Here is a 12,316-nt window from a genome sequence, read left to right as displayed (position 1 = left end):
CCCCGCCAAGTACGGCGATATCGGCGCAACGCCGACCGAAAGGTCTTCGGCCGAGCCGTTCCCACCCACCGCAACTCTCGGTAGGGTGGGGACCCATGCCTGCCCCGCTACCCGTCGACGCGCGCAACAAGAAAATGCTCAAAGCGCTCTTCTGGGGCGGTGTGGCCCTGGCCCCCGTCGCGGCGCTGATTCTGCTGGTTGCCGACGGCAACGGCCCACTCCGCTTCGCCGCAGTGCTGGCCATCATGGCCGTGGTGCTCATCGGCCTCTCCATCGCGCTACGGACCGAGGGGGACGGGTCGGCGCGGAGCGAGGAGTTGCGCGCGGACCTCGACGAACTCCGGCGTGAACTACGGGGCGAGATCGTGGCCGCCGCCCAGCGTGGCAACCAGGCGCTCGACGAGGCGCAGCGAGCCCAGGAGGCACTGGCCGGGCTGCGGCGTCGGCTGGAGGCCAGCGCCGCTCAGTTGGCCGGTACCGACGAGGTGCCCGGCCCCGGCCGGGCTCGCGTGCCGGCGCCCGCCGCGGAGGCACCGCCCCGGTACGCCGAGCGACCCGCCGGCACGTACGGCGCGGCCCAGGTCGCGGAGCCCGCCGCTGCGGGGGTGTACGGCGCGGCGGCGACCGCCGAACCAGACGCCGCAGCGACCGGTGGATACCACGACGAACGCCCGGCGTCGCGCGGCGGCGACGAGCGGCCGTCCGGGTACGGCGCCGAACGCCCGGCCGGTACCGCCGGGGTCTACGGTGCGGCGAACCGCCAGGAGGCGGAGAACCGCTCGGGTGACCACGCGCACCGCCCGCACGGGGTGGTCCGGCACACCGAGACCGTGCACGTCACCACCCGGCACACCGTGGTGGACGGCGGCGTCGGGGAGTCCGGCGGCCGGTACGGCGGCTATGGGACGTCCTGGCCGGAGGAGCGGTCCCGGGGCGGTCACGCCGCCGAGCGGGACGAGCGGTCCTGGTCCGACGCGGACGAGCGTAGCCACCGTGGCGAGAACCGCTCCTGGCCGCCCCCGCCCGGCCGCGAGGAGGAGCGGTCCTGGTCCGGTGCGGGCCGGGCCGATGACCGTCCCCGCTCCGGCCGGGCCCGCGAGGACGACGCCTCCCGGGCGGAACCGCACCAGGAACGTTCCTGGGCCGGCTCGCACGACGACCGTGCCGGACATCGGGATGACCGCGCCGGCCATCGCGACGACCGTGCCGGCTACCGGGACGAGTACGCCGGATACCGGGACGATCGGGAGACGGGCCGGGACGACCGGGGGTGGGACGGCGGCGCCGCGCGGTGGGAGGCGGCTCCCGAGGCTCCGGCCGCGAGCCGGACGGCCCGACCGGACGACACCGGGGAGTACTGGGCGCAGATGCGCGCCGGTGACCGCTGGGCCGCCGTACGCGACGACGATCAGGGCCGGGAACTGCGGGTCGGTGAACGGCGTGCCGAGGTGCACGCCGACCAGAGCGGCACCGAGTACCGGATGCAGGATCGCTGGGCCAGCGTGCGGCAGGACGAGCCTCGGCGTGGCGGTGCCCGCGAGGAGGCGTGGCGGGAAGGCTGGGGCGAGCCGGAGGGCCAGCCCGCGCTACCGCCCGGCGGGGTCCCGGTGCCGCAGGAGTGGCGGCCACCCCGCCAGCGTGGTCAGCAGCCCGAACCGGTCCGTGGACGGCCGGAACCGGAGCCGTACGGGCGGCGGCACCAGGCCGAGGAGCCCGGCTACGACCGTCAGGGCTACGAGCCCGACCGGGGTCGCTGGCGCTGACCGGTCACCGGCCTACTTGTCGATGTCGCCGACCACGAAGAACATCGAACCGAGGATGGCGATCAGGTCCGGCACCAGGCAGCCCGGCAGCAGCGTGGCGAGCGCCTGCACGTTCGCGTACGACGCGGTGCGCAGCTTGAGCCGCCACGGCGTCTTCTCACCCCGCGACACCAGGTAGTAGCCGTTGATGCCGAGCGGGTTCTCCGTCCAGGCGTAGGTGTGGCCCTCGGGCGCCTTGAGCACCTTCGGCAGCCGGGTGTTGATCGGGCCGGTCAGCCGGTCCACCCGGTCCAGGCACTGCTCGGCCAGGTCCAGTGACGCGTACACCTGGTCGAGGAGGACCTCGAAGCGGGCGTGGCAGTCGCCGGTGGTGCGGGTGACCACCGGCACGTCGAGCTGGTCGTAGGCGAGGTACGGCTCGTCGCGGCGCAGGTCCAGGTCCAGCCCGGAGGCCCGGGCGACCGGCCCGGAGGCGCCGAACGCGGCGGCGTCGGCGGCGGAGAGCACCCCCACCCCGACGGTCCGGGCCAGGAAGATGTCGTTGCGCCGGATAAGGTTGTCCAGGTCGGGCATCCGGCGACGTACCTCGCCGATCGCGGCGCGGGCCCGCCCGGTCCAGCCTGACGGCACCTCCTCCTTGAGGCCGCCGACCCGGTTGAACATGTAGTGGATCCGCCCGCCGGAGACCTCCTCCATCACCGCCTGGAGCGTCTCCCGTTCCCGGAAGGCGTAGAACATCGGCGTGATCGCGCCGATCTCCAGCGGGTACGAGCCGAGGAACATCAGGTGGTTGAGCACCCGGTTCAGCTCGGCCAGGGCCATCCGCAGCCAGGTGGCCCGCTCCGGCACCTCCATGCCCAGCAGCCGTTCCACCGCGAGCACCACGCCCAGCTCGTTGGCGAAGGCGGAGAGCCAGTCGTGCCGGTTGGCCAGCACGATGATCTGCCGGTAGTCGCGTACCTCGAACAGCTTCTCCGCGCCCCGGTGCATGTAGCCCACGATGGGCTCGGCGGCGACCACCCGCTCGCCGTCGAGGACGAGCTTGAGTCGCAGCACACCGTGGGTGGAGGGGTGCTGCGGCCCGATGTTGAGCACCATGTCCGTGCCGAGCTGCTCCCCGCCGGTGCCCGCCACCAACCCGGCACCGGTGCCGACGGTCAGCTCGCGCAGGTCGCCCGTGGTCATGCCCGCCATCGTGCCATGAACGTCAGGGCCGCAGTGGCAGCCGGTCCACGGCCGGCCCGACCGGCTGCCAGAGCCACAGATGCCCGCCGAGCCCGGCCGGATCGGTCAACTCGGCCGCCGCCGTCGCCTCGGCCAGCGCCCGCACGTACCCGGCCGGGTCCTGATAGGCCAGGCTCAACGGCGGTCGACCACCGTCCGCCCCGAGCGCGCGCAGCCCCTCCCGCTGAGTCCCCAGGGAGTACGCACACCGCGCGACCCGCTCACCGGCAGAGGCGACCGAGTCCATGGCGACGTGCGCGGTCACGTCACACGACCCGTCCGGCACCGGCGGCACCTGTCGCCCACCCCGGTACCCGGTCAACGACCCCTCGAAGGGCCGGCTCGCACGCAGGTGCCCGTAGTCCACCGCCAGCGCCAGTCCACGCTCGACGTGGCCCACCGCAGCGGCCCACGCCTCGTCCCGAGGCCGCCCGATCTCGGCGCGCTCGACGGACCGGCCGCGGTTCGTGGGGGTGCCGTCGGTGGGGGTTTCCGGGCAGCCCGACCGGCTCCGGGCGGTCAGGCTTGATGCCTGCGCCGGTCGGGCTGCCCGGAAACCCGACCCGGTCGGGCTTGGTGGGCTCAGGGGGGCGGCGTCCGCGCCCGGTGGGAGGTCCGAGGCGATTTCCGGCGAGCCGTCCGGTGGGTCTGTTGGGTGGGGCTGGGTCTGTGGGGGCCACCAGGTGGTGAGCCAGGCGGCGTCTTCTTGGCTGACCGGGTCACCTGTCGTCTCCTCGCCCGACGTCGGGTCCACTAGGAGGTAGCGCCAGCCGTCCTCGCCGTGGACGGCCAGGTCCAGCGGCACGTTGTCCAGCCATTCGGTGGCCAGCAGCAGCCCGGTGACGCCGTCGGGGATCTCATCCGTCCAGGCGATCTGTTCGGGCAGATCATCCGGTCGCGGCGCCACCTCCACCGCAATGAACCGCACCCGCTCCACCAGCGGAACCCCCGCACCCCCGTCCCCCGCCGAGACGACCGCACCCTCCCCGCGTCCCGCCGTACCCCCGCCCCCCGTCGTGACGGCCGCACCCTCCCCAGCTCCAGCCGTACCCCCAACCCCCGGGGTACAGCCTGCGGCACGGACGGCGGCCGTGGAAGTCAGGGTTTCCGGGGAGCCCACCCGCGCAGGGATCAAGCCTGACCGCCCGGAGCGGGTGGGCTCCCCGGAAACCCCCACCGCAACCCAAGAAGACAAGGAACAAAGCAGCTCACCCCGACCAGCCCCCACGTCCACCACGTCGAACCGCTCAGGAAAGCCGAGGACCGCGTCGAGGTGGTGGATCAACCGGACCAGCGCCGAGGCGAAGACCGGGGAGGCGTGCACGCTGGTGCGGAAGTGCGCCGCCGGCCCGGCGCCGGAGACGAAGAAGCCCGAAGGCCCGTAGAGCGCCTGCTGCATCGCGGCCCGCCAAGGCATCGACATCGGGTTACCTCCTCGGCGCCGGTGAACGATTTCACACATCCTTGTTTGAGATCCGTGTCAGCGACGCATACTTGCCCCGACCGGTACCCCATCTCGAGGACTGGATCGTGACATGAGCGCACCGCTGCGCCACCATCCGGCCGCCCTCCGGCGGCCTGCGACCGGCCCGTCGGCCCAGGTCGTGAACCGTGCCGTGCTCACCGTCGGCGTCATCGGCGCCGGCCGGGTCGGTGCCACCCTGGGTGCCGCGCTCGCCGCCGCCGGGCACCATGTGGTCGCCGCCACCGGGCGTTCCGGGGCTTCCCAGGCCCGACTGGCGTTGCTGCTGCCGGCTGCCTCCTGCCGGCCCGCCGAGGCGGTCGCCCGGTCCGCCGCCGACCTGCTGCTGATCGCCGTACCGGACGACGCGCTCGCCGGGGTGGTCGCCGCGTTGGCCGCCGACGGCGCGTTGCATCCGGGCCAGGTGGTCGCGCACACCTCCGGCGCGCACGGCCTGTCCGTACTGGCACCGGCGGTCCGGGTCGGCGCCCGTCCGCTGGCGTTGCATCCCGCGATGACCTTCACCGGTACGCCGGACGACCTCGGTCGGCTGCCCGGCATCTCGTACGGCGTGACCGCCCCGGCCGAGCTTCGGCCGCTGGCCGCCCGGCTGGTGACGGATCTGGGCGGGGTGCCCGAGTGGATCGGGGAGGCCGACCGGCCGCTGTACCACGCGGCGCTGGCGCACGGCGCGAACCACCTGGTGACCCTGGTCAACGAGGCGGCCGACCGGCTGCGGGACGCCGGGGTGGGTCGGCCCGAGAAGGTGCTGGCCCCGCTGTTGCGGGCCGCCCTGGAGAACGCGCTGCGGCTGGGCGACGACGCGCTGACCGGCCCGGTGTCGCGGGGCGACGCGGGGACCGTCGAGCGTCACCTGGCCGTGCTCGCCGTCACCGCGCCCGAGTCGGTTGGCGCGTACCTGGCGCTGGCCCGGCGTACCGCCGACCGGGCGGTGGCCGCCGGCCGGCTGCGCCCGGTGGACGCCGAGTCGCTGCTCGGCGTGCTCGGTCGGGACCAGACCGGAGTGGCGGCGTGACGTCGGGCGGCGGGGCGGTCCGGCAGAGGTCAGGGAGGGTGGACGAGATGACGGAACTGGTGCACAGCCGGGGCGACCTGGCCCGGGCGCGGTCCGCTCTCACCAGGACGGTGGGGGTGGTGATGACCATGGGGGCGCTGCACGCCGGGCACGAGACGCTGATCCGGGCCGCCCGGGACCGCGCCGACCACGTGATCGTGACGGTCTTCGTGAACCCGTTGCAGTTCGGGCCGAACGAGGACTTCGACCGCTATCCGCGTACGCTGGAAAGTGATCTTGAGGTGTGTCGGCGGGCCGGGGCCGACCTGGTCTTCGCGCCCTCGGTGACGGACATGTACCCCGGTGGCCAGCCGGCGGTCCGGGTCGATCCGGGGCCGCTCGGCGAGGACCTGGAGGGGCTCAGCCGGCCCGGGTTCTTCCACGGGGTGCTCACCGTGGTGATGAAGCTGCTCCAGCTCACCCGGCCGGATCTGACCTTCTTCGGCGAGAAGGACTACCAGCAGGTGACCCTGGTGCGGCGGATGTGCCGGGACCTGGACGTGCCGGTCGAGGTGGTCGGCGTGCCGACGGTCCGGGAGCCGGATGGCTTGGCGCTGTCCAGCCGCAACCGGTATCTCTCCGCGGCGGAGCGGACGGCGGCGCTGAGCCTGTCGCGGGCGCTGCGCGCTGGTGCCGACGCCGCCGAGGCGGGCGGGGACGCCGGTGCGGTGCTGACCGCCGCGCACGCGGCCTTCGGCGCCGAGGCCGCCGGTGTCCGGCTGGACTACCTGGTGCTCACCGATCCCGACCTGGCGCCCGGCCCGGTCGAAGGTCCGGCCCGGCTGCTCGTCGCGGCCTGGGTGGGCGAGACCCGGTTGATCGACAACGCTCCGGTCCGGCTCGCCCCGACCTCCTGACCCCGCAGCTCGCGAAAGGCGTTCCCGATGTACCGCACCATGCTCAAGTCGAAGATCCACCGGGCCACCGTCACCCAGGCGGACCTGCACTACGTCGGTTCGGTGACCGTCGACGAGGACCTGCTCGACGCCGCCGACCTGCTGCCCGGCGAGCAGGTGGCGATCGTGGACATCACCAACGGCGCCCGGCTGGAGACGTACGTGATCCCGGGGCGGCGGGGCAGCGGCGTGATCGGCATCAACGGTGCCGCCGCCCACCTGGTGCACCCGGGCGACCTGGTGATCCTGATCTCGTACGGGCAGATGGACGACGCCGAGGCGCGGGCGTACCACCCTCGGGTGGTGCACGTGGACGCCGAGAACCGGATCGTCGAGCTGGACGCCGACCCGGCGACCGCCGCTCCCGGCACCGCCGGCGCACCCGTCCCCAACCCGCTCACGGTGTAAGGAAGGGTCCCCTACTAACGCCTCGTGTATAGGAAGGGTCCCTTCCTTACACCCAAGCCGGGGAATCCGGTCTGTCACCGGAAGGTCATTTTTGGTTACCCTGGGGGCGCCGTCGGGAGACGGTCGCTGGCTGGGGGAGGCGGCGTCATGCAGCGTGCGACGAGAAGCCTGGTCGCGGCCCTCGCCGTGGCGGCCCTGTTGGTGGGCTGCAGCGGGTCCGGTGGGCTCGACGATGACCTGACCGACGACTGGGGTGCCCTGCCGCCACCGGGTCCGTTCACCCCGGCCGCCGAGGTCTGCCACGAGCCCGAGTTCACCCCCACGGTCTCGCTGGCCGCGTACGCGCCGGTGGACTGCGCGCAGCCGCACCGGGTCGAGACGGTGCACGTCGGCGCGCTGCCAGCCGAGCGTGCCGCGCCGCCCGCGGTGGGCTCCGCCGAGCTGCGTACCGCCTTCGCCGAGTGCGACAAGCGGGCCAGTGGCTTCGTCGGCGACGACTGGCGGGCCGGCCGGCTGCGACTGGCCTTGGCGGTGCCGTCCGAGCCGGGCTGGGCCGCCGGTTCGCGCTGGTACCGCTGCGACCTGATGGAGGTCACCACGACCGAGGCGGCGGCCACGGTGGTGCTGCGTACCGGCTCGCTGCGGAACGCGCTCCGGACGCCGTCGCCGGTGCGGCTGGGCTGCCAGCAGGCGCGTATCGACCGGAACAGGGTGGTGCAGACCCTGGTCGCGGTGGACTGCGCCACGCGCCACGACGCCGAGTTCGTCGGCGTGTGGCAGTCGCCCGAGCGGACGTACCCGACGCGTAGCGCCCAGTGGGCGCCGTTCTACGAGGGCTGCCGTTCGGTGATCGCGCGCTACGCGGGCGTACCGGACGACGCGTACCTGGTCTTCCGCAGCGACCTGGTGGTCCGGCCACCCGGGGCCGGTCGGTGGCGGGCCGGGGACCGGGGTGTGCGCTGCTACCTGTGGCTCGGCGACCGCAAGGTGACCGGATCGCTCAAGGGCGTCGGCCCGGCCGGCCTGCCGGTCCGGACGAAGTAGCCGGAACCACTCGTCCGGCCCCCGCACGTCCGAGCCGAGAGGCGCTCGGGTTGACTGGGGGCATGGAGCTACCGACCGTCGGCCTGCCCACGTTGCCGAGCCTGCTGGCCACTCCGGCGCCCGGCTGGGTGGAGACCACCGACGTGATCGTGGTCGGCTCCGGGGTGGCCGGACTGACCGCCGCGCTACACCTGCGCCAGGCCGGTCTGCACGTCACGGTGGTGACCAAGGTCAACATCGACGAGGGTTCGACCCGCTGGGCCCAGGGCGGCATCGCGGCGGTCCTCGACCCGGCGGACACCCCGGCCATGCACGCCTCGGACACCGAGATCGCCGGTGTCGGCCTCTGCGACCCGGCGGCCGTGCGGGTACTGGTCGAGGAGGGGCCGACCCGACTGCGCGAGCTGATGCGGATCGGTGCCGAGTTCGACCGCCACCCGGACGGCTCGCTGATGCTCACCCGCGAGGGCGGGCACCGCGCCGACCGGATCGTGCACGCCGGCGGCGACGCGACCGGCGCCGAGGTCCAGCGCGCCCTGCACGAGTCGGTACGCCGCGACCCGTGGATCCGGCTGGTCGAGCACGCGTTGGTGCTGGACCTGCTCCGCGCCCCCGGCGACGGCCCGGACGGGCTCGGTCCGGCGTGCGGCATCACCCTGCACGTGCTCGGCGAGGGCAGTGAGGACGGTGTCGGCGCCATCCTGGGCCGCGCCGTGGTGCTGGCCACCGGCGGGATGGGGCAGATCTTCGCGGCGACCACCAATCCCGCCGTCTCCACCGGTGACGGCGTGGCGTTGGCCATGCGGGCCGGCGCGGCCGTCACCGACGTGGAGTTCGTGCAGTTCCACCCGACCGCGCTGATCGTGCCGCCGGCCGCCCGGGTACCCGGTGCCGGGCACGCCCAGCAGCCACTGGTCTCCGAGGCGCTGCGCGGCGAGGGCGCGTACCTGGTGGACGCCGACGGCAAGCGGTTCATGCTCGGCCAGCACGAACTCGCCGAGCTGGCCCCCCGGGACGTGGTGGCCAAGGGCATCCACCGGGTCCTGCTGGCCACCGGCGAGGACCACGTCCACCTCGACGCCCGGCACCTCGGCGGGGACTTCCTGGCCCGACGCTTCCCCACCATCGTCGCCTCGTGCCTGGCCATCGGCGTCGACCCGGGGGTCGACCTGATCCCGGTCGCGCCGGCCGCCCACTACGCCTCCGGTGGGGTACGCACCGACCTGCGCGGCCGGACCTCCATCCCCGGCCTGTACGCCTGTGGCGAGGTCGCCTGCACCGGAGTGCACGGCGCCAACCGGCTGGCCAGCAACTCGCTGCTGGAGGGGCTGGTCTTCTCCCGGCGGATCGCCGACGACATCGCATCCGGCCTGCCCGAGCAGGCCCGACCGGCGGAGACCGGTGCGTGGCGCGGCGGCACCGGCTGGGTGGCGCCGGCGGCCACGACCCCGAGGCTGCAAGCGGCGATGACTCGTGGCGCCGGTGTGCTCCGCTCTGCCGGGACGCTCGCCGCGACCGCCGCCGAACTGGTCGAGCTGGGCACCGGCCGAGGTACCCCGCGTACCGCCGACTGGGAGGCGACGAACCTGCTCACGGTGGCCGCCGCGCTGGTCGCCGTCGCGTACGCGCGGCAGGAGACCCGTGGCTGCCACTGGCGGGAGGACTACGGGACGACCGACAAGCGATGGCAGGGACACCTGGTCGGCGCGGTGGGCGCGCAGGGCCGGTTGACGACCCGGTGGGAGGAGAGCTGATGGCGGACACGGCACGGCTGCTGCACGAGAACGGTCTCGACCCGGCGCAGGTCCGCCGGATCGTCGAGACGGCCCTGGTCGAGGACCTCGGCCCGGACCTGCTCGACGTCACCAGTGTCGCCACCATCCCGGCCACCCAGACCGACACCGCCGACCTGGTCGCCCGGGCCGACGGGGTGGTCGCCGGGCTGGCGGTCGCGGCCGCCGTGTTCGAGCTGGCCGGCGAGGTGACCGGGACGGGACGTACGGTCGAGGTGTCGGTGGTGGCCCGCGACGGCGAGCGGGTGGCCCGGGGCGACGTGCTCGCCACGGTCACCGGCCCCACCCGCGTGCTGCTCACGGCCGAGCGCACCGCGCTGAACCTGCTCTGCCGGATGTCCGGCGTCGCCACCCACACCCGGGCCTGGGCCGACGCCCTGGCCGGCAGCAAGGCGATGGTCCTGGACACCCGCAAGACCACGCCCGGCCTGCGCACCCTGGAGAAGTACGCGGTCCGTGCCGGCGGCGGCACGAACAAGCGGATGGGTCTGCACGACGTCGCCATGGTCAAGGACAACCACAAGTTCGCCGCCGGTGGAGTCGCCGCCGCCTACCGCCGGGTCCGGGAGGCGTTCCCGGACGTACCGGTGCAGGTGGAGGTGGACACCCTCGACGAGGCGGTGGAGGCGGTGGAGGCCGGTGCGGCCTTCCTGCTGCTGGACAACATGCCCCCGGCGACACTGCGCGCGGTGGTGGCGGCCGTGGGCGACCGGGCCGAGTTGGAGGCGACCGGCGGGCTCACCCTCGCCGACGCCGCCGAGGTGGGTGCCACCGGCGTCGACTTCCTCTCCGTCGGCGCGCTCACCCACTCCTCGCCGATCCTGGACATCGCCCTGGACCTGCGCACGGACTGAACCCGTCTAGGCTTCGTGCGTGCTGCTCTGCATCGACATCGGGAACACCAACACCGTCCTGGCGACCTTCGACGGTGACAAGCTGGTGCACAACTGGCGGATCAAGACCGACGCCCGATCCACCGCCGACGAGTTGGGCCTGATGTTCCGGGGGCTGCTCGCCGGGGACGCCGTCGAGATCACCGGGGTGGCCGCCTGCTCGACCGTCCCGGCCGCCCTGCGTTCGCTGCGGACCATGCTGACCCGCTACTACGCGGACCTGCCGAGCGTCATCGTGGAGCCGGGCGTCCGCACCGGCGTGCAGCTCGCCATCGACAACCCCAAGGAGGTCGGCTCCGACCGGGTGGTCAACACGCTCGCGGCCTACACCCTCTACGGCGGACCGTCGATCGTGGTCGACTTCGGCACCACCACCAACTTCGACGTGATCAGCGGTCGGGGCGAGTTCCTCGGAGGCGCGTTCGCGCCCGGCATCGAGATCTCCTTCGACGCGCTCGCCGCCCGCGCCGCCCAACTGCGCAAGGTCGAAGCGACCAGGCCCCGGTCGGTGATCGGCAAGAACACGGTCGAGTGCCTCCAGGCCGGGCTGTACTTCGGCTTCGCCGGACAGGTGGACCGGATCGTCGAGCGGATGGCCGCCGAGATGGGCGAGCTGAAGGCGGTCATCGCCACCGGTGGGCTGGCGTCGTTGGTGCTCAACGAGTGCCGGACGATCACGCACCACGAGCCGATGATCACGTTGATCGGGTTGCGCATGGTGTATGAGCGGAACGTCTGAGGCTTTGGGGTTGTTGCGGTGGGGTTTCCGGGCCGCCCGACCGGCTCCGGGCGGTCAGGCTTGATCCCTGCGCCGGTCGGGCGGCCCGGAAACCCTCGCGGGGCCGGCGTCATCCGTTCCGCTGAGGTGGTCGGCTGGGTGGGGGCGGTGCGTCCGACTGTGGGGGTGGGCAGGGGCGGGCGTTGAGTGGGGAGCCAAGGGTGGGTGGGTCAGGGTTTGTGGGTGCGGGCGGTGAGGGTGCGGTAGGGGAGAGTTATGGGATCTTGGGCGGCCAGGGCGGGGTGGGTGTTCAGGAGGTCGCGGACCCGGTGGTCGACCTCGGCCTGTCTGGTGGGGGCGGCGGTCAGGTAGTGGGAGCGGGTCCGGACCAGGCCCAGCAGGTCGTCACGGGTCAGCGTGGTGGTGTGGGGGAACTCGGCCCACTCGGGTGGGGCGAAGGCGTCGCCGAAGTCGGTGACGGTCTGGCGCAGGTGGTCGACGGTGTCCCCGATCTCGGCGATCCGGCTCAGCTCGGCCACCCAGTCGACGCGCTCGTCACGGAGGTTCCAGATCGGGGCGAAGATCCCGCCGGGGCGTAGCACCCGGGCGATCTCGGCGTGCGCCGGCTCCCGGTCGAACCAGTGGTACGCCTGGCCGGCGAGGACGGCGTCGGCGTACCCGTCGGGAAGCGGCATCGCTTCCGCGGCACCGGCCTGGGCGCGTACTCCCGGGGTGGTGGCGACCAGGTGGGCGCGCATGTCGGGGTCGGGCTCGACGGCTGTCACCTGGTGCCCGAGGGCCAGCAGGCCACGGGTGAGGATGCCGGTGCCGGCCGCCAGGTCGACCACCCGGGCAGGCCGGGCCGGTCCGTCCAGCGCCCAGCGCAGCGCGGCCTGCGGATAGCGGGGTCGGTACCGGTCGTAGTCGGCCGCCGCCGGACCGAACGAGCGGGCCCCGGTGGGGTGCGTCATGACCGGCAGGCTATCCGGCGACGGCCGCCGGAGGGCTTGAGTACGCTCGGGCCTGACCTCGCCCGAAAT

Annotated in this window: 11 protein-coding genes; 8 read left to right on the top strand and 3 right to left on the bottom strand. The window is 73.6% G+C overall.

Translation table 11 applies throughout. From position 1 onward, the window contains the following. The first annotated feature begins 95 nt into the window (after positions 1 to 95). Positions 96 to 1,763, top strand: a complete 1,668-nt coding sequence (locus tag ACIBO1_RS06995; protein ID WP_396742161.1) for a hypothetical protein — start codon at positions 96 to 98, stop codon at positions 1,761 to 1,763. A gap of 12 nt (positions 1,764 to 1,775) precedes the next feature. Here ACIBO1_RS06995 and ACIBO1_RS06990 read toward each other — a convergent pair whose 3' ends face one another. Both ACIBO1_RS06990 and ACIBO1_RS06985 read right to left on the bottom strand, forming a co-directional pair. Continuing rightward, positions 1,776 to 2,957: an NADH-quinone oxidoreductase subunit D gene (locus tag ACIBO1_RS06990; protein WP_396742159.1), complete on the bottom strand. Its 1,182-nt coding sequence runs from the start codon at positions 2,955 to 2,957 to the stop codon at positions 1,776 to 1,778. A 13-nt stretch (positions 2,958 to 2,970) separates the two neighbouring features. Continuing rightward, positions 2,971 to 3,915 (bottom strand): SAM-dependent methyltransferase, encoded by a 945-nt coding sequence (locus ACIBO1_RS06985; RefSeq protein WP_396742157.1) that lies wholly within the window; start codon positions 3,913 to 3,915, stop codon positions 2,971 to 2,973. 607 nt (positions 3,916 to 4,522) lie between these two features. Here ACIBO1_RS06985 and ACIBO1_RS06980 point away from each other — a divergent pair. The 7 genes from ACIBO1_RS06980 to ACIBO1_RS06950 all read left to right on the top strand — a co-directional run bounded on the left by ACIBO1_RS06980 (position 4,523) and on the right by ACIBO1_RS06950 (position 11,297). Then, on the top strand, positions 4,523 to 5,485 hold the full coding sequence (locus ACIBO1_RS06980; protein WP_396742155.1) for a Rossmann-like and DUF2520 domain-containing protein: 963 nt from the start codon (positions 4,523 to 4,525) through the stop codon (positions 5,483 to 5,485). 47 nt (positions 5,486 to 5,532) lie between these two features. Continuing rightward, positions 5,533 to 6,381 carry a pantoate--beta-alanine ligase gene (gene panC / locus ACIBO1_RS06975; protein ID WP_396742153.1) on the top strand — a complete coding sequence of 283 codons (849 nt, stop codon included), beginning with the start codon at positions 5,533 to 5,535 and terminating at the stop codon, positions 6,379 to 6,381. A gap of 27 nt (positions 6,382 to 6,408) precedes the next feature. Continuing rightward, a complete protein-coding gene (gene panD, locus ACIBO1_RS06970) occupies positions 6,409 to 6,828 on the top strand; it encodes an aspartate 1-decarboxylase (RefSeq protein ID WP_350700689.1) in 420 nt (139 codons plus the stop codon). 147 nt (positions 6,829 to 6,975) lie between these two features. Further along, positions 6,976 to 7,872 carry a septum formation family protein gene (locus tag ACIBO1_RS06965; protein ID WP_396742151.1) on the top strand — a complete coding sequence of 299 codons (897 nt, stop codon included), beginning with the start codon at positions 6,976 to 6,978 and terminating at the stop codon, positions 7,870 to 7,872. A gap of 62 nt (positions 7,873 to 7,934) precedes the next feature. Continuing rightward, on the top strand, positions 7,935 to 9,626 hold the full coding sequence (locus ACIBO1_RS06960) for an L-aspartate oxidase (protein WP_396742149.1): 1,692 nt from the start codon (positions 7,935 to 7,937) through the stop codon (positions 9,624 to 9,626). Next, positions 9,626 to 10,519, top strand: coding sequence for a carboxylating nicotinate-nucleotide diphosphorylase (gene nadC, locus ACIBO1_RS06955; protein WP_396742147.1), 894 nt, complete (start codon positions 9,626 to 9,628; stop codon positions 10,517 to 10,519). Before ACIBO1_RS06960 ends, nadC begins: the two co-directional genes overlap by 1 nt. Before the next feature lie 19 nt (positions 10,520 to 10,538). Further along, positions 10,539 to 11,297: a type III pantothenate kinase gene (locus ACIBO1_RS06950; protein ID WP_350700682.1), complete on the top strand. Its 759-nt coding sequence runs from the start codon at positions 10,539 to 10,541 to the stop codon at positions 11,295 to 11,297. A 209-nt stretch (positions 11,298 to 11,506) separates the two neighbouring features. On the opposite strand, the gene ACIBO1_RS06945 is transcribed toward ACIBO1_RS06950, so the two are convergent. Continuing rightward, a complete protein-coding gene (locus ACIBO1_RS06945) occupies positions 11,507 to 12,247 on the bottom strand; it encodes a class I SAM-dependent methyltransferase (RefSeq protein ID WP_396742145.1) in 741 nt (246 codons plus the stop codon). Between the last annotated feature and the right edge of the window lie 69 nt (positions 12,248 to 12,316).

Origin of the sequence: Micromonospora sp. NPDC049903 (genome assembly GCF_044460945.1) — a bacterium.
GTDB lineage: Bacteria > Actinomycetota > Actinomycetes > Mycobacteriales > Micromonosporaceae > Micromonospora.
The sequence above is the reverse complement of the archived record's forward strand: the minus strand, read 5'-3'. Positions and strand labels throughout refer to the sequence as shown.

Excerpts from the sequence above, each read along its gene's own strand:
- ACIBO1_RS06945 (WP_396742145.1), bottom strand. The coding sequence starts at position 12,247 with ATGACGCACCCCACCGGGGCCCGCTCGTTCGGTCCGGCGGCGGCCGAC.
- panC (WP_396742153.1), top strand. The coding sequence starts at position 5,533 with ATGACGGAACTGGTGCACAGCCGGGGCGACCTGGCCCGGGCGCGGTCC.
- ACIBO1_RS06995 (WP_396742161.1), top strand. The coding sequence starts at position 96 with ATGCCTGCCCCGCTACCCGTCGACGCGCGCAACAAGAAAATGCTCAAA.
- panD (WP_350700689.1), top strand. The coding sequence starts at position 6,409 with ATGTACCGCACCATGCTCAAGTCGAAGATCCACCGGGCCACCGTCACC.
- ACIBO1_RS06965 (WP_396742151.1), top strand. The coding sequence starts at position 6,976 with ATGCAGCGTGCGACGAGAAGCCTGGTCGCGGCCCTCGCCGTGGCGGCC.
- ACIBO1_RS06960 (WP_396742149.1), top strand. The coding sequence starts at position 7,935 with ATGGAGCTACCGACCGTCGGCCTGCCCACGTTGCCGAGCCTGCTGGCC.
- ACIBO1_RS06980 (WP_396742155.1), top strand. The coding sequence starts at position 4,523 with ATGAGCGCACCGCTGCGCCACCATCCGGCCGCCCTCCGGCGGCCTGCG.
- nadC (WP_396742147.1), top strand. The coding sequence starts at position 9,626 with ATGGCGGACACGGCACGGCTGCTGCACGAGAACGGTCTCGACCCGGCG.
- ACIBO1_RS06990 (WP_396742159.1), bottom strand. The coding sequence starts at position 2,957 with ATGGCGGGCATGACCACGGGCGACCTGCGCGAGCTGACCGTCGGCACC.